The 19219-nt window shown below is 58.4% G+C and carries 17 protein-coding genes and 1 riboswitch; of the genes, 11 read left to right on the top strand and 6 right to left on the bottom strand.

What is annotated here, in order from left to right:
• Positions 1 to 9: 9 nt before the first annotated feature.
• The gene (locus BM063_RS14050) at positions 10 to 438 is read right to left on the bottom strand and encodes an EamA family transporter (RefSeq protein WP_092040325.1); all 429 of its coding nucleotides are present in this window, start codon (positions 436 to 438) and stop codon (positions 10 to 12) included.
• Between the two features lie 173 nt (positions 439 to 611).
• Between BM063_RS14050 and BM063_RS14045 the strand changes: the two genes are divergently transcribed.
• Positions 612 to 818: a hypothetical protein gene (locus BM063_RS14045; RefSeq protein WP_143085369.1), complete on the top strand. Its 207-nt coding sequence runs from the start codon at positions 612 to 614 to the stop codon at positions 816 to 818.
• A gap of 81 nt (positions 819 to 899) precedes the next feature.
• On the opposite strand, the gene nagZ is transcribed toward BM063_RS14045, so the two are convergent.
• Positions 900 to 2633: a beta-N-acetylhexosaminidase gene (gene nagZ / locus BM063_RS14040; RefSeq protein ID WP_245752289.1), complete on the bottom strand. Its 1734-nt coding sequence runs from the start codon at positions 2631 to 2633 to the stop codon at positions 900 to 902.
• 253 nt (positions 2634 to 2886) lie between these two features.
• Positions 2887 to 4443, bottom strand: coding sequence for a multicopper oxidase family protein (locus BM063_RS14035; RefSeq protein ID WP_092040387.1), 1557 nt, complete (start codon positions 4441 to 4443; stop codon positions 2887 to 2889).
• Between the two features lie 217 nt (positions 4444 to 4660).
• Here BM063_RS14035 and BM063_RS14030 point away from each other — a divergent pair, with 217 nt between their 5' ends.
• Both BM063_RS14030 and BM063_RS14025 read left to right on the top strand, forming a co-directional pair.
• The gene (locus BM063_RS14030) at positions 4661 to 5719 is read left to right on the top strand and encodes an isocitrate/isopropylmalate family dehydrogenase (protein WP_092040384.1); all 1059 of its coding nucleotides are present in this window, start codon (positions 4661 to 4663) and stop codon (positions 5717 to 5719) included.
• 368 nt (positions 5720 to 6087) lie between these two features.
• Positions 6088 to 8298, top strand: coding sequence for a transglycosylase domain-containing protein (locus BM063_RS14025; RefSeq protein WP_245752293.1), 2211 nt, complete (start codon positions 6088 to 6090; stop codon positions 8296 to 8298).
• Positions 8299 to 8637: 339 nt separating this feature from the next.
• Here BM063_RS14025 and BM063_RS14020 read toward each other — a convergent pair whose 3' ends face one another.
• Positions 8638 to 9222 carry a DUF4145 domain-containing protein gene (locus BM063_RS14020; RefSeq protein ID WP_092040316.1) on the bottom strand — a complete coding sequence of 195 codons (585 nt, stop codon included), beginning with the start codon at positions 9220 to 9222 and terminating at the stop codon, positions 8638 to 8640.
• Between the two features lie 578 nt (positions 9223 to 9800).
• Here BM063_RS14020 and BM063_RS14015 point away from each other — a divergent pair.
• Positions 9801 to 11840 carry a glycosyltransferase gene (locus BM063_RS14015; protein WP_177199176.1) on the top strand — a complete coding sequence of 680 codons (2040 nt, stop codon included), beginning with the start codon at positions 9801 to 9803 and terminating at the stop codon, positions 11838 to 11840.
• 158 nt (positions 11841 to 11998) lie between these two features.
• On the opposite strand, the gene BM063_RS14010 is transcribed toward BM063_RS14015, so the two are convergent.
• Positions 11999 to 12808 (bottom strand): hypothetical protein, encoded by an 810-nt coding sequence (locus BM063_RS14010; protein ID WP_092040311.1) that lies wholly within the window; start codon positions 12806 to 12808, stop codon positions 11999 to 12001.
• A gap of 931 nt (positions 12809 to 13739) precedes the next feature.
• On the opposite strand from BM063_RS14010, the gene BM063_RS18050 reads away from it, so the two are divergent.
• From BM063_RS18050 to BM063_RS13980, 6 genes are all read left to right on the top strand, one after another.
• The gene (locus BM063_RS18050) at positions 13740 to 14015 is read left to right on the top strand and encodes a hypothetical protein (protein WP_245752288.1); all 276 of its coding nucleotides are present in this window, start codon (positions 13740 to 13742) and stop codon (positions 14013 to 14015) included.
• A 213-nt stretch (positions 14016 to 14228) separates the two neighbouring features.
• Entirely contained in the window at positions 14229 to 14501 is a 273-nt protein-coding gene (locus BM063_RS18045; RefSeq protein WP_342713754.1) for a hypothetical protein, read from the top strand.
• Between the two features lie 140 nt (positions 14502 to 14641).
• Positions 14642 to 14756: riboswitch (TPP riboswitch) on the top strand.
• 77 nt (positions 14757 to 14833) lie between these two features.
• Entirely contained in the window at positions 14834 to 15130 is a 297-nt protein-coding gene (locus BM063_RS13995) for an MTH1187 family thiamine-binding protein (protein WP_092040305.1), read from the top strand.
• Between the two features lie 5 nt (positions 15131 to 15135).
• The gene (locus BM063_RS13990; RefSeq protein WP_245752286.1) at positions 15136 to 15924 is read left to right on the top strand and encodes an ABC transporter permease; all 789 of its coding nucleotides are present in this window, start codon (positions 15136 to 15138) and stop codon (positions 15922 to 15924) included.
• 63 nt (positions 15925 to 15987) lie between these two features.
• Complete coding sequence (locus BM063_RS13985; RefSeq protein ID WP_092040302.1) at positions 15988 to 17004, top strand: ABC transporter substrate-binding protein; 1017 nt, start codon at positions 15988 to 15990, stop codon at positions 17002 to 17004.
• Positions 17005 to 17032: 28 nt separating this feature from the next.
• Positions 17033 to 17803, top strand: coding sequence for an ABC transporter ATP-binding protein (locus BM063_RS13980; protein WP_092040299.1), 771 nt, complete (start codon positions 17033 to 17035; stop codon positions 17801 to 17803).
• A gap of 187 nt (positions 17804 to 17990) precedes the next feature.
• Here BM063_RS13980 and BM063_RS18040 read toward each other — a convergent pair whose 3' ends face one another.
• Positions 17991 to 18170, bottom strand: coding sequence for a cupin domain-containing protein (locus tag BM063_RS18040; protein ID WP_245752285.1), 180 nt, complete (start codon positions 18168 to 18170; stop codon positions 17991 to 17993).
• 875 nt (positions 18171 to 19045) lie between these two features.
• Here BM063_RS18040 and BM063_RS18185 point away from each other — a divergent pair.
• A partial coding sequence (locus tag BM063_RS18185; protein WP_342713741.1) for a terminase gpP N-terminus-related DNA-binding protein occupies positions 19046 to 19219 on the top strand: 174 nt, incomplete at its 3' end.

Genomic DNA, 19219 nt, shown 5'->3' with positions numbered 1-19219 from the left:
CATCTCTCCCTATGATTGGTTCCCCAGCAGGATGACCCCGACGACCACCAGGATGATGCCCGCCACTTTCGAGAGGGTGACCGCTTCACCGAAAACAAGGACGGAAAAGAGGAAGGCGACGACCGGAAAACTGCCGACAATGGGCATCACCCGCCCCACCTCGCCGTTCTCCAGCGCCCGAAAGTAGAAATACTGGGCAAACAAAACGCCGAATACGCCGCCCAGGATGACATAGATCACGGAGCGGAAATCGGTCTTCGCAAAGGCGGCGATGTTTCCGGAGGCCACCAGAAAGCCCAGGGTAAACACCATGGTGACAAAGGCGCGGATAAACAGCGCGATCGTCGGGTCCGTGCGGGCCAGTCCCAACTTCTCAAACAAGGGAGCGATCCCGAAACTGAGGGCCGCCAGCAGGGCGTACACAATTTCTTTGCTCATATTCTACCTCATTTGAACCTTTTTGTCCCATATATATGTAACCTCGCCCCCGATTAGACATGCCGCGGCCATGGAACGCTACATACCCTTTTTCCCCACCGGTCAAACCTGTTTCACACGTTTTTCACCGTTTCCATATAAATAAAAAAACGGCGGAAATGGAGTGGAATATCGTGGGCAAAAAGGTTCAGATCGAATTTTCACCCAGCTCCTTCGCCGACTTGGAAAGGCTCAAGGCGGAGACGGAAGCCACCTCCTACGCTCAGGTGATGCGCGCCGCTTTGAAGGTGTACAGCTGGTGCGTGTCCCATCAACAACAGGGTAGAAAGATCAAGGCATCAAAACCCGGGGAAAACGTCATTTACGAACTGATCCTGTAAGAGCGGGCCGGCCCTGCTCGTTTTTTTGGGCAGAAAAACGGTTCGCATCCGCGCAGGCGGATGCGAACCGAAAAGCGCCCCTCACTCCACCCCCTGACGGATTTCCCGATCATGCCCGTGGCCCAGGGGATACATATCCGGGATGGTGACGGGAAGGCGCCCGGAAAGGGGAATTCTCCCGGCCACGGCCTTGGCCGCCGCCTCCAGGGAGACGGGGAGGGAGCTGTAGAGGGCCAGATATGTGCCCTCTTCGGGAAAGGCCATCGGATCGTAGGGCGTGTCCAGACCGAGCACGATGACCGGCTTTCGCGTTGCCTGCAGCGCCCGGACCAGGTCCCCCTGTTCCGGATGCATCTGGGCGCGGAGGGTTCCGATAATCACCGCATCCGCCTCAACGGCCATCCGGGAAGCCTCCAGGATCTCCTGTCCCCCGGGCGACCGACTGATGTTTCGGACCACCGGATCAAATCCCTGCCTTTTCAAAGCATCGCCCAGTTCGGAGGCTCCTTCCGGCGAGAGGACGAGAAGGCGGGACTGCTTTTGGGGATCGAGGGGAAGGAGCCTCCGGTCATCGCGGACAAGGGTCACCGCCCTCTGCGCCACCGTTCGGGCGACCTCGGCAAAATCCTTCCGGCCGACCCGTTCCGAAATCGGGCCCTCCGCAAGCGAGTCGCCGGAGACGGACTGCGATCCCAGCAGCTTCGCCTTCAATTTCAAAATCCGGCGGACCGACCGGTCAATCCGCTCTTCGGAAATTTCTCCGCTTCGGACGGCTTGCGTCACCGCCTCGATGCTCTCCTTTTGCACCGACAAGGTGTGGCAGACCAACACCACGTCCGCTCCCGCCCGGATCGCCCGGACCGCCGCCTTCGCCGATCCGAACCTCTTGGCGATCGCTCCCATTTCCATATCATCGGTCATGATCACGCCGTCAAAACCCAGTTCCTTCCGGAGCAAACCGGTCAGCACCCGGCGGGACAGGGTCGCCGGCAATCCCGAGGGTTCAAAGGCGGGAAAGGTGACATGGGCGGACATGACCGCATCCGCCCCTTGGGCGATGGCCCGCCGGAACGGGACCAGGTCCGCCTCCTCCAACCGCTTTCGGTCCCGGGCAATCGTCGGCAGATCCACATGGGAATCGACGGCGGTGTCCCCGTGCCCCGGAAAATGTTTCACCGCGGTCAAAACCCCTCCGGCATGATAGCCGCGGATGTTGGCTTCAGCCATCCGCGCAACCCATGACGGATCCTCCCCGAAGGAGCGGACACCGATGACCGGATTCCTGGCGTTGTTGTTCAAATCGACGACCGGAGCCAAATTCATATTGATCCCCATGGCTCTCAGCTCCATCCCCGCGATCCTTCCCGCCTCATAGGCGAGATTCGGATCGCGGGTGGCTCCGAGCGCCATGTTCCCGGGAAAAAGGGTGACCCCCTCCCGAATCCGGATGATGGGACCCCCCTCCTGGTCGATGGCGACAAGGAGGGGAATTCCCGGAGGGGAGGACAAGGCCAGCTTCTGCAGCTCGCCGGTCAGCTTTCTCACCTGTTCCGGCGACTCCACGTTCCGCCCGAAGAGAATGACTCCACCCACATGTTTTTCCTGGATCAGGGTGCGAATCTGGTCGTTGATTTCGTAAGCCGGTTGATCTCCCGGGTTTCCGAAACCGACCATGAACATCTGGCCGACTTTTTGCTCCAGGGTCATTTCCCGGATGCGCCTTTCCACCCAGTCGCGATCCGGTTCCTTGAAGTCGCCCGACACGACGGGGGATGATGCCGGAATCAGGAACAAAAGAGCGACAACCGTCAACATCCACACGCCTCGAGCGACAAAACCGCCCTTCACTCAACCACTCCTTTTTTTAAACTCCAACTCCCTCTTGTTCCTCATTATAACTCTGCCCCCGGGCCTGTAAAAGGAAGCTCTGGAGCGTCGCGCCGGGATCGGATCAACCAACGGCGATTTTCCACCTCGACCGCAAGCGGGTGAAGGCGACAAAAATCGCCTCCCACTTCCGGAATCCGGTTTCCGTTTCCTTGGATTCCTCCCGGTCCTTCATCCGGGGCTATCCTCTTACAATCCGGTAGGGACGCATCATTTCCCAATCCTCATGCTCCAGAATGTGACAGTGCCAGACAAACTCCCCGGTGAAGGAAGTGAGCCCGAAGTGCGGGATGATCCGCGTCACTTGTCCGGGATGGGCGCGGACCGTATCCTTCAGTCCCCGTTCATCGGGAGACGGGGGGAGCGGGGCACCGGTGAACCGAAGCTTTCCGGTCCGATTAAAATGGTCGACATCAAAAGGCTGGCGGTTCAGGATGCGGAAATGAATCTCGTGGATATGAATCGGATGAGTGTCCGGAGTAGTATTGATCAATTGCCACAATTCGAGACTTCCCAGGCGCGGCCGGGTGGTGATCGGATCGGACCAACGCCTGTTCTCCAACAGCAAAAGCAGCCGGCCGAAGCGGTCGGTGCTCTCCACCAAGGAGAGATTTCGCACCCTGCTCACCCGGCTCAACGGCGTGGGCGGAAGCGCGCTCAAGCGCCGGGGAACGGAGCTAGTATCCCTCGAGCTGAGCGGCCGGTGAACCCGAAACTGCATGACCAGCCCCGTCGTTCGCGGATTGACGGGATCACCGTCCGGGTAGGGAGCCGGAGCGCTGTTGGTCATCGTGACGGTTTTCCCTCTGTAGCCGGAAAAGTCGAGGATCACATCCGCGCGCTCGGCCGGCCCCAGGGTGAGCGATTGGACCCGGACGGGATGCGTCAGCAACCCGCCGTCCGTCCCGATCAGGATGAAGGGCTGACCGGAGCTGAGGCGCAACGTGTAAAAACGGGCATTGGAACCGTTCAGCAGGCGGAACCGGTATTTCCGGGGTTCCACATCCAGAAAGGGCCATACTTTTCCGTTCACCAGATTTGTGTCGCCAAAAAACTCCGGAACGATGGAGGGGTTTGGAATCCCGCGGGGGGCGGATTGCGGCCTTCTCGGATAAAAAAGCGAACCGTCCCGGTTGAAGGACCGGTCCTGAATGACCAGGGGAATGTCAAATTTGCCCCTGGGAAGATTGAGGGACAGCTCCTCGCGGTCGCGGATCAAATAAAATCCCGCCAGCCCGGCATATATGTTGAGCCGGGTGATGCCGAGAGCGTGATCGTGATACCAGAGGGTCGCCGCCCGCTGGGTGTTGGGATACCTGTAGATCCTTCGCTGGAAAAAGGGGCCGGTTTCCCTGAACCCGCGCGTGAACCAGGCATCGGGATGGCCGTCGCTGTCCGGAGGGGACACCACCCCATGGGCATGGACGACCGTCCTCACTTCCGGGTTTCCACGGGCTCCGTGAATGGTTTGATCCACCGGAAGAAAATGTCTTTTGGGAAGTTGGTTCAGCCAAAGCACCCGGACCGGTTCGTTCCTCCACACCTCGATGGTGGGTCCCGGATATTTTCCCTCATACCCCCAGATCCGGGTGGGAGGAAGATCGCGGTGCAGCTTTTGGAAGGCTTCCATCATGCGGACCACATAAAAAGTAAAGTTCGGTTTTCTGGCAACCGGCCTTAAGACCCCCGGAACCGGCAGCGGATCGACAAAGGGCGTCAAACGTCTTTGCAGCTTCATTCCAGCGGCTCCTTTCCACACCGTTTTTTTTTTCAATTCATTCGCCCTTCGCCCCCGGAGTAACGGACATGGAACCAGGCCGGAAAAAATTGGGCGGGTTTTCGGGAAGGATGAAGCGATCGTTCCCCGGCAGTTTTTCTTGATTCCCGTCACGGTTTGGGGGTAGCATTAGTAGTTGAGGTGATCGACGTTGTCAGAGCGAAAAACCGTAGTGGTCATGAAAGGCGATCAAACCGGGCAGGAGCTCCTGGAGGAGGCCCTCCGGGTGCTTCATCCCGATGTCATCCGTTTTGAAATCGACTTTCAGTTCTTCGACCTCAGTTTGGAAAACCGGCGAAAAACCAAGAACCAGGTGGTCTATGAGGCGGCGGAGGCGATGAAAAAAGCCGGCTTCGGTCTCAAGGCGGCCACCATCACGCCGGAGGAGAAGGGGGATGTGGGCAGCCCCAACGCCATCCTGCGCCGGGAAATCGACGGCAAGGTGATCGTCCGCACCGGACGGCGGATTCCCGGAGTGCGCCCGGTGGCCGGCACCTATGCCCCCATTTCCGTCATCCGGATGGCGGTGGGCGACGCCTACGGCGCGGAGGAATGGCGCGAGGGAGAAGGAATGGAGGAGGCGGCGTTTCGGACGGAGCGGATTGACCGGAAAACCTGCCGCGCCGTCGCGGAATTCGCTTTCCAGCACGCCAAGCGGATGAACGCCAAAGTCTTCGGCGGCCCCAAATTTACCGTCAGCCCCGTCTACGAAGGCATGTTGAAGGAAGAAATGGACGCCGCCAGCAAAAGGCATCCCGAGGTGCCCTACGAGCCCCAATTGATCGACGCCACCTACGCCCTGCTTCTCAACAATTCGGGCGAACCGATGGTGATCCCGGCCCTCAACCGGGACGGGGACTGCCTGAGCGACCTGGTCCTGCAGTTGTTCGGATCCATCGCGGGCGCCGAATCGATCCTGCTCAGCTTCGACGAAGATTTCAGCCCAAAAGTGGTCATGGCCGAAGCGCCTCACGGAACGGCGCCGACGCTCTTCGGCAAGAACATCGCCAATCCGATGGCGATGATCCTGGCCGCGGCCTCCCTGCTCACCTATTTCAACGATCCCCGGGCATCCACCGCTTCCCGGGCCATCTACGAATCGACCATCGAAGCCGTCCGCGAGGGAACGCGGACCGCCGACCTGGGAGGCAGCTCCACCACCACCGAGTTTACCGATGAGGTGATCCGAAAGGTTCAAACCAAACTGGAAGTCTGGTCCACCTTGCAGGGGTATTAAAACCTTTTCCGTACTCTTGCTTTTCACCGGATTTTGGGTAGAATTAACAATTAGGGGGCGTTCGGCCTCAGTCGGAAACCGTTGGGGAACAGCGTTTCATGTTGCTCCTTGCCGTTGCACAACGTATGGACCCTTTGCATAGATGCTCCATCTGCAAAAGGATTTTTTCAACGCCTGCTTTGTGATGAAAACCTCCCCAACCACATACAATGGATGATGGTTGGAGCTCAGGATGTCATTTGCGCAAAGCCCATGCGTTTCCTCGCAACGCATGGGTTTTGTCGTCCGGCATGGGAAAAAGCCGATGCCGTTTGCGGATAGAAAGAGATGGGTGTACAGGGGAACCGAAAGGGGGGAGCCGTTTGCGCATGAGACAACTCCAGTTGATGTGGAAACTGTGGCGGAAAAGCATGGGGAAAAAATGGTGGTTCCTCGTGTTGACCACCTCCTTGCTTTTGATTGCCGGAGGCTGTTCCGCCGTCTTCCTGACCGGCGGCGTTTACGATCTGGAATCGATGAAAAAGATGAACTTCGCCTCCACCTTGTATGACAGGCAAAATAAAAAAGTGGTCCAGCTCGGCGACACCCACTTCGAATACGTCAAGCTGGAGGACATCAAGTCCGATCTGCTGATCCAAACCTTTGTCGCCGTCGAAGACCGGCGCTTTTACAAACACAACGGCGTGGATTGGAAAAGCATCGGGCGGGCGACGGTGCGCAACCTCCTCGCCATGGGCGCGGTGGAGGGCGGCGGGACCATCACCATGCAGGTCGCACGGAACGCCATCCTGCAAGACCGGGACAAAGAACTGAGCCGGAAAATCAAGGAGTCGCTGATCGCCTGGAACCTGGAACGCCGTTACACCAAGGACGAAATCCTCGAAGCCTACCTCAATTACATCTACCTCGGAAACCAGGTCCGCGGCGTCAAAATGGCCGCCAAGATCTATTTCGACAAGGACATCACCAAAGAGGAGCTGGAACCCCACGAAATCGCCCTCTTGGCCGGTCTCCCCAAGGCACCGGGATCTTACAACCCCTACCTGCATCCCAAAAAGGCAAAGGATCGCCGGGACACCATCCTCGACGTGATGGAAGAGACCGGACTCATCAGCAAAGCGGAAAATAAAAAGTACCAGAAAAAGGGACTGGGAGTCAACCGGAAGTATCTCTCCAAATACAAAAAGAACAACCAGTACGCCGCCTACGTGGACATGGTCATCGACGAAGCGGCCGAACGCTACGGCATGGACGAACAGGAGCTGACCAGCGGCGCTTACAAAATCTACACCGGTTTGATTCCCTCCGCCCAAAAAACCCTGGAAAACACGCTGAAAAACGATCCTCTCCTCAAGGCCCATTCCGGCCTGGACGCCGGAGCGACGATCATTGACCCGAAAAACGGCGAAATCGTCGCCGTCGGCGGCGGCCGCAACTATCTGAGCGGATACCTGAACCGGGCCTTGCTGCCGAAACAGCCGGGCTCCTCCATCAAGCCGATCAGCGTGTATGCCCCCGCCGTCGAGGAAAAAGGATACACGGAGTATACCCGCGTCCTGGATGCGCCGATCACCGTCAACGGCTGGTCGCCCCAAAACTACTCGAGAACCTATTCGGGGTGGGTCCCCCTTCGCACGGTGGCCGCCAAATCCCTGAACGCCGCCACGGTCCGTCTGCTGCATGAAGTGGTCGGAGTGAAGACCGGAGCGGAATACGCCAAAAAAATGGGACTCCCCATCAAGAAGGAGGACCGCTACCTGGCTCCCCTCGCCCTGGGCGGCCTCACCGAGGGAGTCAACACCGTTCAGATGGCGGGGGCCTACAGCGCCTTCGCCAATGACGGAAAGATCATCGAGCCCCACACCATCCGCAAGATTGAGGCTTGGGACGGGGACGAGGTGAAACCGAAAAAGGAACCGGAACAGCGGAAAGTGTTCAGTCCGCAGACGGCCCGGATCATGACGAAGATCCTGAAGTTTGTCGTCGAGGGAGGAACGGGGCAGAACGCCCGGATCCCCGGCTGGGAAGTGGCCGGAAAGACGGGAACGACCCAGAACTACAAGGAAGCGTGGTTCGTCGGTTACACCCCGCGCTACGTCATGGCCACCATGGTCTACAACGACAAGGGCAGCCGGGTCCAACTGAGCGGCGGCGATTATCCGGCGCGGATCTTCCACAAAGTGATGTCCGAGATCCATGCCGGACTCAAGCCGAAATCCTTCGAGGGGCCCACCAAGAAAGGACCTTCCACTCCCGAAAGCGACGGACCGTCCTGGAATCCAGGACCGGAAAAACCCCACACCCCCGGACCGGGCACGCAACCGCCCGATTCCCGGCCGCAACCGAATCCCGGCAGAGGTAACAACGGCGGCGACAACACTTCCCCGCCCCCCCACCCAGGCGGTAACAACGGTGAAGGCGGCGGGAACCCCGGTGGCGGCGGAAATGGCGGCGGCGAAACCGGCGGCGGGAATCCCGGTGGCGGCGGAAATGGCGGCGGCAGCGGCGGCGAAACCGGCGGCGGAGATGGCGGCGGAAACACCGGAGGCGGCGGTGGAAACGGCATTGGGGAAAACTGAGGAGAAACGGCGGGGATGCATCCCCGCCCGCCCGTAAAGGCCTGAAAAGGAAAAACGCTTCACCGCCGTCGGAAACCGCCCTCGCATACAAGAAGGGACCGATTTTCCCGCCGCTCCCTGGCGGTGGGCGCTGCAAATCGGTCCCATCCGATCATCCGGCCCCGATGCGGGCCTTCTTTTTTTGCTTCAAAACCCAGAAGCCCCCACCCCGAGAGCCCAAAGGGGCTTCTCCCTTTCCCTTTTCGGCATTACGGAAAAAACCAAAAATAGTCCCATGGCAATGAAACAGCAATCGCATCCGAAATGCGGACGCTTCTTGCGGACCTCCGCTTCCTCGCTTCAACCGGAAAGGCTCTGATAAAGGGCCTCGATCTTCTTTTGGCGCGTGATCCGGTCTTCCACGATGAAATTGATCAGGTCAAACAGCCGCATCGCCGTCGCCTGGTCATCCTTTGAATCCAATTGCCCCGGGGAGACCGCTTCGTTTCCGATCACCCGGGAATGCTCCAACGCCTTTTGCACAACCGCCGGCAAACCCTTTTCAACGAGGGAGGCGACGGCCTCATCCAGGCTTTTCCCCGTTTCGCCCAACTCTTTCATCAGCCGTTGCAAGGCCAGACGAAGCAAAGCCGAAGCGCCCCGGGGAGACTTGGATACAATCGACGCCGCCTCCAGATAAAACTCCTTCACCGCTTCCGGCATTTCATCGTGGGGGGGTGGGCCCTGGAGGATGTCGGGATGCAAAATGCGGCCTTCACCCTTCTTGATCTCTATCCACACCGACTCGTTTTTGCAATGATGGCACACGCACCGCCACAACCGGTTTTTTGCATTGATGCTGAACCAGTTCTGCTCGGCCAGCACATGGCAGTACATGCAATGAAACCGCTTTGATTGAAAGGCCGGCGGGTAATATGTGTTCATCCAGAGACACCTCCTTTTTCTATTAGTTTAGCGCGAGAAAAAACCGAAGCAAAACTTATTGCTTTTTTGTGAAATAAAATCCCAACCGGACGGCCATCCGCTCATCTCCTCCCCCATCCCGTCGCCTCTTCACGACAACCGACCGGAAAGCCCGAACCTCGTCCCGGGAAAGCGACCATCCTGAGGCAAAGGAAACGGCCTCTGTGAAATACAGAGACCGTTTCACGGGAGTTCAGCCGTTTCATCCGGCGTCCCGGTGCTACTTCAGATGGTTGCATATCTGTCTTTCGCGTCACCGTGTGGTAATAGCAAATGGAACGGACACGGGCGGCAGGATCGGGATCGTTCACAGGCGTGTCGGTGTGGTGGACGACGAGATGGATGACTTTATCATATTCCCGCGGCCACTTTTCCGTACCGTTTGAATTGTAGCGAAGCGATTCATCCGCTCCCCACTCGGCACGGCTGACAACGTCGGGTTTATCCAAGAAGGCCGCCTTTGCCCTTTTGACTTAACATGAACCTACTATAATATGGTAAAATCGTATCGCATCACAATGCAAGTTAGGGTGGCTAACATGAGGGAGCCGATTTTCTACCTCTTCAACTCCATCAGCCACACCCGAGGCGGGGGAACCCGCAACGTGCTCGCCAGAGCCAAGCTTCTTCGCGAAAAAAGGAATTGTCAAATATCCATTCTCACTCTCAACTTCAATCCCAACTATGACTTTATTCGAAGAGAAATGATCCGTTTAAACCTCCTCCATCCCGATATCCCCGTTCTCAACCTGTTTGAATACCTCTCCCACAAGACAAACGACGATTTTCAGACCGTCGCGGCGGACGATGCTCCTATGATCGATCATCCCGCGGAAGAAGAAGGATTCGACCTTGAACCCGACCCGGAGACAAACGGCTATTACCTGTATCAAAACGGCAAACTCGTCAAATATAAAGAGTATGATGCCGACGGGCGGTTAAGCTTCATCGACCACTTCGATGAAAACCGGGTTCTTCTCCGCCGTGAACACTTCGACATGAAAGGTCGCATCAGACAGATCGTCGATTATGAACGGGACACCGCCAATCCCCGACAAAAGCGGTTCCTGGATGAGGCGGGACGCTGTTTTCTGGAGTACCGGTACAACCCGAAAACCAAAAAGTGCATCCAGGTGAACTGGTTTGACCGGGACGGGGCCCTCATCGACACCTTCCCGAACGTCCTGGCGCTGAAGCTCCATTGGCTTCACAAAATCGCCGACCGGTATCCGAAGGCGATCTTTCAAACGGATGTCTCAAAGAAAAATACGGATTATATCCTTCTCAAGATGAATCATCCCCATGTCGTCAAAATCAAGATGTTTCATTCCCTTCATCTGCAAGAACCCTACACCTACGGTGCGCCGTTAAAAGAGGTCCACGGAACGGTTTTGGAAAAAGTGGATCAGTTTGATGCCGTCATCTTTACCACCGACCTCCAGAAAAAAGATGTCGAGCGCCAATTCGGCCCTCGATCCACCTTCCACGTCATTCCCCACTGCGCTCCCAGGATTCAACCGAGGCCGGACGTGGAGAGGGAGCCCTTCACTTGCGTTTACGTGGGAAGATTTGTGAAGCTGAAAAACGTGGATCACGCCATACGGGCTTTCAAACGGGTTGTGAAAAAGGTTCCGCAAGCAAAATTGGAAATTTGGGGCCACGGACCGGAGGAAAAAGACTACCAAAAACTGATCCGGAATTTGGAACTGGAGCAGCACGTCAAAGTTTGCGGCATCACGCAAGACGCCATCGGTGTGTTTTCAAGGGCGGCCTTTTCCGTATTGCCCTCTTCCGAGGAGGCTTTCGGGCTGTCCATCATCGAGAGCAAGATGGTCGGCACCCCCGTAATCGCTTACGACGTGAACTACGGTCCCAGGACCATTATCCGCAACGGAGTGGACGGGCTTCTGGTGAAACCCGGCGATATCGACGGACTGGCCGATGCCATGGTGAAACTGTTCACCGATCCGGGGCTGAGAGAATCCCTGGGACAGGAGGCCAGGAAAACCCCGGAGGTCCTCAGTGAAGACCGATATGTGGATCAGTGGATGCAAGTCTACGAATCGGCCCTCAGGCAGAGCGAGCAAAGGGTCCGGGTGAAGAAACCGATTTGCGCTGTCGACCAAATGGAATGGAACGGCCCCAGCGACATCCATATTGCCGGGTCCCTGACCTTTAAACAGGATCTTCAGGATGAACCTTCCTTGTCCTTGTATATTCGTGAGCGGTCCATGCCGATGGATGAATACTTCCCGCTCTCAACGGAACGGCTAGACGCAAACACCTTCTCCTTTCAGGGCGAATTCTCCACACGTCCCTTCGCCAGGGAGGGAACATGGGATTTGTACGTGAGCTGTTCCATTCGGAACCAACACCATTTCATCCGAATCCCCAAGGGAACGGTTTCCCTGCCGGAGCAAAGAATAATCTCAGATGCCCTTCTGAAGCCTTATGCCACAATCCACGGCAATATCAGCATCGAAGCGAAGCCATGCACGACAAAACCGAATTTCCGGGCGAAATTGACAAGGTGGAAACATTGGATATTGAAGAACATCCCGTCCATGAAGCTGAACTGAACAAACACGGCCACCGGGGAGAGATTACCCTGGTGCATTGTTTGGGGCCGTTTGAAGCAATTCGCCATCGAAGGGGTTAAACCGGGCTGTGGAACGGATCGGCCGCGCCGGGAGATTTCTTCCCTCAAACGCGCATTCAGACGACAAAAAAGGTGCCGCTATGCCGGCACCCGACCCAACAAATTTTCACTCAGCCGATGCGATGGTATCTGCCCCGTTTCTCTTCCTGTTTCCCTGTGCTCTTCATCCCACCGGTTGGCGTGTTTTTTCAGGATTTTCCTCAACCGCTTCATCTCCGTCCGGATTTCCTCCCGGGACACGCCCAAGTCGGTGGCCACTTCCAACCAGCTGCTCTTTTTCTTCATGGCCATCACTTTTCCCAGCGGCTTGCCGCTGATTTTGGACAGTACGGCCGCTTTCAACCATTCCCGGGGACGCACTTTTTCCTTTTTGATCATCGCCTCCAGTTTCTTCTCGTCCATCTTCAAATATTCGGCGATGCTCTTGGAAACCACCTCCGGGTGGTGGTCCAGCCAAATTCCCTTTCTCGCCGCCGCGGGAAGGATGCGATGCACCTCGCGCCGGAATTGCTCCGCATCCACGCCCAGATCCTCCGCCACAGAACGCCACGTTTTTTGCTCCGTCTTCTCCTCCAGCACCGCCCGCAGATCCCGGTTGCTCAGCTTGGCGATCGCCGCGGCGGGGAACAGGTCGCAGTGCTTCACCCCTTGATCGACCAATGCTGCCACCTCTTCGCGGGAGATGCCCAGATACTTCGCAATTCGCTCCTCCATCTCCCGCTTCGCCTCACCGGAGGGAGGTCGGGTGGAAAGGGGCCGGACCTGCCGGGTTTCACGATATGCGGCAGCTCCCTCCGCATCCTTTGCCGCCCAGGTTTCGACGCTCCACACGGCCCCCGCCAGGACCGCCAACATCGCTGCCGCTCCGATCAATCCTCGATGGATCACGCAAGTTCCCTCCTTTATTCCGCATCCGGTTAATTATGGTTTCCGCCATCGGAGAAAAATATCACGGGCCAGCAAGATAAACAGCCGAGAATTCGCTGATCCCGTACGGCCACGTACTTTTCGCCGTCTCCGGTTCGCAGCGAAAACGGGAGGGCACAACCGAACCTGCGATGTTTCCATCCATTTTCGCAAGATGATCCAATTTGGGAACTACGCCTCCATCTTGCCTGAAAAGATCAGGCAACTTGCGTAAGCCTGAATCCTGCGCATCCGGAAAAGTGAAGGCAACCGAAGTGATGTAACCGGCTGTCCTTTTGTATGCATCCGTTTTGCATGGAAGGGCTATTTCAAAACGAGAAGGAAACCCCGGTGCAAGCGCCGTTCCCGTTGATTTCGTCCTTCGGGGATCGTGCTGCAATCCCGCCTTTTTCTCAACTCATCCGGGCCGAACCGCCGAACTTCGATGGCATGGGCAATTCCACCCGTCATAAAAAGCGGGCAATCCATTTTTGGACTTATGATCATCACTGCATCCTTTAGAGCCGGCCGATGCGAAGCGCTCTCCGCGCGTTCCGCCTCGCGTCAAAGTGTCGCGGATCGCGGCCGAATTCTCATCCGTCGCCGGACGGATGCAGGCTGCCCCGCTCAACTCCGGCCGGTCAGCATCAGCATCGTTATGAAAAGGAGGCGAGCAACACCGGGTGGCAACATGTCCGCATGGTTCGGCCCTCCCTCTCTGGACAATCGGCCCGCGGGACCTTTCGATTTGCGAAAGCGGCCGCTTTCAACCAGACGGTCGTGTTAATCAACCGCGCCGAAAGATTCACCAGCTTCAGCCCGAGGTTTCTTGCCCGGACCACAACGAATCCGCTTGATCGGTGGGATGGACTGAAGAACATCCCCATTTCTATGAGACGGGAGGTAGCGGTTCGTGTACAGCCAATCCCCCTATATGTGCCGGGTGGAATGGGGACTGCGGGGAGCTAGGGAGGCCGCCGAACGGGGAGACATCACCGTCATTGTCGATGTCCTGAGTTTTTCCTCCACCGTCGTCACGGCGTTCCACTTCACGCCGTGGATCTTTCCCCACCGCCGGCCCGGGACGGACAAGCGGAACGGTTTGCGAAAAAACGAAAAGCCGCCCTCGTCGCGGACCGAAAAGAGGCCGCCGAACCGGGCGGCCCCTCCTTATCCCCCGTTTCCCTGAACGGAGCGGCGTGTTCCGCGGCCGCCGCAAAGGCGTCCGCCCTGTTGGTCGGTCCCTGCTCAACGTCTCGGCGGTTGACGACGCAGCCGAACGAATCCACGCCCAAACCGGCACCGACATCACGGTGGTACCGTGCGGTGTACAATGGGCGGATGCCCGAGAGGGTGAAAACCGCCTCCGTCCGGGAATCGAGGATGATTTGGGGCCGGGGCGATCCTGTCCCGGCTGAGAAGAAGCCTTTCACCGAAAGCCCGGGTCTTTATGGGAGCTTTTCGATCCGTGCGGAATTCCCTTGCCGAGTTGATCTGGGATTGCGCCGGCGGCAGGGAACTCCGCTTGCGCGGCTTTGCGGAAGATGTCCGTTTCTGCGCCCGAATGGATGCGTTCGGGGAGGTTCCCCTCCTTCAAGGCGACCGGTTTGTCGATGTGTCGCGGGCATGGAAACCGGATGGCGATCCCCCCGCCGCGGGGCGGGACTTCAAATGACCGTTTCCATTTCAATTCGAAAAAAGGAACACCGGTTGGCAGGGCGGAGCAAAATGGCCTTTTTGATCAGACCGGGAAAAATCCCCATGTGCACACGCATTGTCAACCCGCGGGACATGTGGTATGTTGTAGCTGAAACTGAATAGGCAACGGGGAGCTGGGGGAAGCCCGGCTGAGAGGGTGCCCGGATCGGCACCGACCCGCCGAACCTGATCTGGATAATGCCAGCGCAGGGAATTTGCCTCTTCCATCCGTTTGACGGGTGGAGAGTGCTCGTGGGCCATGCCGATCCAAAACCGGGTCGGCTTTTTTACGTTTTGGGAGGTGATCGGATGGCGAATGCCAACGTCAGCTTGCAGATATTGCCCCGGGGAAAAACCGATGAAGAAATCTACGCCTTGGTGGACAAGGCGATCGATGTGATCCGGGAATCGGGCGTCCGCTACGAGGTGGGACCCCTGGACACGACGATGGAGGGAGACTACGACGAGCTGATGGACGTGGTGAAGCGGGCCCAGGAGGCGGTGATCGCCGCGGGAAGCGATCGGGTGATCAGCATCGTCAAAATCGACTACAAGCCCTCCGGGCTCAACTGGGATGAAAAAGTGGGCAAATACCGGAAGGGGTGACCGGCGTGCCCATCCTTCCGTGGCAAAGGCACCTTCGCAGGATCGGACCGCCGGTGTCGATTCTCCTTCTCCTGCTGATCCTGTGGGAGGGAGGCGTCCGGCTCACCGGCGTGGAAAAATGGCTTCTTCCCGCCCCGACCGACATCCTGCGCACCCTGGCGGCGGACATGCCCCTCCTCCTCCGCCACACGGGACCGACGCTGCAGGAGGCGGCCCTCGGCTTCGCGGCGGGAATCGCCGCCGGGTGGCTGCTGGCGATGGTGATGGAGCTTTCTCCCTGGCTGAAGCGGGGGCTATATCCCCTCTTGGTCGGCACCCAGACGGTGCCGGTCATCGCCGTCGCTCCCCTGCTCATCCTCTGGTTCGGGTACGACCTGCTGCCCAAGGTCCTGGTCGTCGCCCTGGTCACCTTTTTCCCGGTGGTCGTCAGCACGGCGGACGGGCTCCGCTCGGCGGATCCGGACATGGTTCGGCTGCTTCGGTCCATGGGGGCCAGTTCCTGGCAGATCTTCCGCATGGTCCGCTTCCCTCACGCCCTGCCCGCCTTCTTTTCGGGGGTGAAAATCGCCGCCACCTACAGCGTCCTCGGGGCGGTAATCGCCGAGTGGCTGGGGGCCAATGTGGGCCTGGGCGTCTTCCTGGTCCGGGCGCAGCATTCCTTCGCCGCGGACCGGGTCTTCGTGGCCATCTTGGCCATCACTTTCTGGACCTGGCTCCTGTTTTTCCTGATCCGCCTGTTGGAACGGTTGGCGGTTCCCTGGAAACAAAGCCGAAACGACCAGTCGGCAAAATAATTTCAGCAAAAGGAGGGAAAAGCGGCTTTCCCGGCCTTTCTGCCGAAAAGCGCGCAACTTACGATGAAACGATGGAAAAGCATCCGCACCGCATCCATTCTCATGCTGGTCCTCACGCTGGTTTTGTCGGCGTGCGGCGGGACTTCCGACGAGAATTCCCCGTCCGGGGGCAAAAAGAAAGTCACCATCATGCTGGACTGGCTGCCCAACACCAACCACACGGGCCTGTACGTCGCCCAGAGCAAGGGCTATTTTGCCGAAGAGGGGCTGGAAGTGGAGATTGTCACCCCGGGCAAAACCTCGGCCAACGAACTGGTGGGTGCCGGCAAGGCCCCCTTCGGCATCAGCTCCCAGGAATATGTGACCCAGGCCCGGGCCCAGGGAGTGCCCATCGTGTCGATCGCGGCCATCCTGCAGCATAACACCTCGGGATTCGCCGCCCCCAAAGGGAAAAAGATCCGCTCGCCCAAGGATTTCGTCGGCAAAACCTACGGCGGGTGGGGAACGCCGATCGAGAACGCCTTCATCCAGACGGTGCTTGAGCTGGACGGCGTCAAAACAGACAACGTGGAAGACAAGGTGCGCATCGTCAACATCGGCCAGGCCGATTTCTTCACCGCCGTCAAGCGGGATATCGACTTTTCCTGGATCTACTACGGCTGGACGGGCATTGAGGCGGAGCTTCGGAAGGTTCCCCTGGACGTCATCTACCTGAAGGATCTGGACCCCGTCCTCGATTTCTACACGCCGACGATCATCACCAACGAAGAGATGATCCGGAAGGATCCGGATACCATCAAAAAGTTCCTGAAGGCGGTGAAAAAGGGATACGAATTTGCCATCGACCACCCCGAAGAAGCGGCCGACATCCTGATCGAGGCCGTTCCCGAATCGGATCCCAAATTGGTCCGGAAATCCCAGCAGTGGATCAGCAAACAGTATCGGGCCGATTCGCCGGCCTGGGGAGTGCAAAGGGAAGAAGTATGGGTCGATTTCACGAATTGGATGTGGAAACACAAGCTGATCGAGAAAAAGATCGACCCGGCCAAGGCTTTCACCAACGAATTCCTGCCCCAATGACGGCGGACGGACGATGGAGGAACACGCGATGAAAGTGCGCCTTCGCGACATCCATAAAACTTACCGCATTCCCGCGGGGGACCTCCCCGTCCTCCGGGGGATCGACCTGGACATCCGCTCCGGGGAATTCGTTTCCCTGATCGGCCCCAGCGGCTGCGGCAAAAGCACGATCTTCAACATTCTGAGCGGGCTGGAGGTGCCGGACCGGGGCACCGTCACCCTGGACGGAAGGGATGTGACCGGCCGCACCGGCCACGTCAGCTACATGATGCAGAAGGATTGCCTGCTTCCGTGGCGGACCGTGCTGGACAACGCCATCCTCGGGGCCGAGGTCCAGGGCCTATCCCGCCGGAAGGCCCGGGAGAAGGCCCGGGAACTTTTGCCCGTCTTCGGCCTGACGGATTTCGCCGATGAGTACCCCTCCCGCCTCTCCGGGGGCATGCGGCAGCGGGCCGCCCTCCTGCGGACGGCGGTGACCGGACGGGATCTCTGGCTTTTGGATGAACCCTTCGGCTCCCTGGACGCCCTGACCCGGGAACAGATGCAGGACTGGCTTTTGAGCATCCGGGACCGGTTGGGGCACACCATCGGCCTGATCACCCACAGCATCGACGAGGCGATCTACCTGTCGGACCGGATCTATGTCCTCACCCCCCGCCCCGCCCGGGTGAAGGAGATCGTCACCGTCGATCTCCCCCGCCCCCGCTCCCGCCGGATGGTCACCCAGGAACCCTTCCTCCGGTGCAAAGAGCGGCTGTGGCGCCTGCTGCACGAGGAGGAAGCGGCGGTCAGCGGGTGATGCCTCCGCGCGTGATCGGACGCCACTTTCCAAGCCGGAGAGTCCTCTCCGGCTCTTTTCTTTTGCACCTTTTCCTTAGGAACAGCCTGAAATCGGAACCCGACGGCGGGAGGTTTGCCGCGGAGCGCCGCTGCATGCGGCGAAACGAAGCGGCATGCACCCGAAGCCATCCACCGTCACCGGCCCTTCAGGCCGGATTCAGAACGGAGCCTTCGATGACGATGGCGGTCATGCCCGTCTCCGTTCCCGATTCGTGTCCTTCGCCGGCCTCCCAAAAAACCGCCTCACCCGCGCGGATCGGAACCCTGTCGGATGCTTCGCCGCGCACCCGACCGCTTCCCGACACCACCAGAAACAGCTGATTCACCCCTGCCGGATGAAAACCGATGACACCGCCGGATCAAAATGCATGCACCCCTCCTGGAAGAGCCCCTCCGAGCGAACAATTCGCGAACCCCCCACCTTCCGTCTTCCAAACCGCTTAATCATGTGCCGGATTTCCGCATCGAAACGAAAAAACCGCATGGACTCGCTTCCGAAATTTTTCACACCCCGACGTGTTCCGCCTTTCGTCAAACGCTTCCGCTCCCGGGGGAGCTTGATGAAACGTCTCGCGAAAATCCGTTTTTTCCCGGCATTTGAACGGATTCATCTTACTGGTCTAAGAAAAAGTGCTCAATATGAAAAAACCGCGGAGCGGCCGGGATCAAAAATTTTTGTCGCGGACGGCGTCGGCGGTGAGGCATTCCGCCCGCAAAAAAACCCGCTGAAAATCCCGGCGGCGGCCATCGGCCATGTCTCCTCCGCCTCAAGGGGAGGAGGGAAAATCGCGGCGGTCGTGCCGCCGAACTCCGGGGAAATTCCACCGCCGGCCCGGTGCATGGCGTGTCCGGAGCCGGCCATTCTCACCGGACCCCTGCGATCTGAGAAAACCTTCCGCCGCCGAAACGGGTGCTCTCGCGCCTCGTCCCCGGCCCCACATGCCGGATACCGCGGCGGAAGAGCTCAATCCCGCGACGATCACCGGCCTGCGCTCGCGAACCGCCCGCCCCTTCAACGGCTTTTGAAGCGCCCGTCCCGTTCTGAAAAGCCTCCGGGTCCCTGCCTTCCTTCTTTTCCGGTCGGTATCTCCAGAAAACGGCCCTTCGTCATCGGAACACGACGCAAAAAACCCTGCGGACGGTGAAGTGCACCCCTTAAAGTAGACACAGGAAAACACCCCTGTGAAAATTACTTTAAGGGGTGATTTTCGTGGCAAGAAAAGGACAGAAATTCAAGACATATAGCTTTGAACTGAAAAAGAAGGCAGTGGAAATGAGGCTTCAGGGCATTCCCAAGGCAAAGATTGCTGAAGAGCTGGGGATTCAAGATGTGGGGCGATTAAAGATCTGGATGCGGAAATACCGGGAACAGGGC

The organism is Planifilum fulgidum (assembly GCF_900113175.1).
Taxonomy (GTDB): Bacteria; Bacillota; Bacilli; order Thermoactinomycetales; family DSM-44946; genus Planifilum; species Planifilum fulgidum.
Note: the sequence above shows the minus strand (reverse complement) of the source record. Positions and strands in the feature narration are given on the sequence as shown.

Bases quoted from the DNA above. Each gene is read 5' to 3' on its own strand.
- BM063_RS14025 (WP_245752293.1), top strand. From the start codon at position 6,088: ATGAGACAACTCCAGTTGATGTGGAAACTGTGGCGGAAAAGCATGGGG.
- BM063_RS14030 (WP_092040384.1), top strand. From the start codon at position 4,661: ATGAAAGGCGATCAAACCGGGCAGGAGCTCCTGGAGGAGGCCCTCCGG.
- nagZ (WP_245752289.1), bottom strand. From the start codon at position 2,633: ATGTTGACGGTTGTCGCTCTTTTGTTCCTGATTCCGGCATCATCCCCC.
- BM063_RS13985 (WP_092040302.1), top strand. From the start codon at position 15,988: ATGAAACGATGGAAAAGCATCCGCACCGCATCCATTCTCATGCTGGTC.
- BM063_RS14015 (WP_177199176.1), top strand. From the start codon at position 9,801: ATGAGGGAGCCGATTTTCTACCTCTTCAACTCCATCAGCCACACCCGA.
- BM063_RS13980 (WP_092040299.1), top strand. From the start codon at position 17,033: ATGAAAGTGCGCCTTCGCGACATCCATAAAACTTACCGCATTCCCGCG.
- BM063_RS14020 (WP_092040316.1), bottom strand. From the start codon at position 9,222: ATGAACACATATTACCCGCCGGCCTTTCAATCAAAGCGGTTTCATTGC.
- BM063_RS13995 (WP_092040305.1), top strand. From the start codon at position 14,834: ATGGCGAATGCCAACGTCAGCTTGCAGATATTGCCCCGGGGAAAAACC.
- BM063_RS14035 (WP_092040387.1), bottom strand. From the start codon at position 4,443: ATGAAGCTGCAAAGACGTTTGACGCCCTTTGTCGATCCGCTGCCGGTT.
- BM063_RS14050 (WP_092040325.1), bottom strand. From the start codon at position 438: ATGAGCAAAGAAATTGTGTACGCCCTGCTGGCGGCCCTCAGTTTCGGG.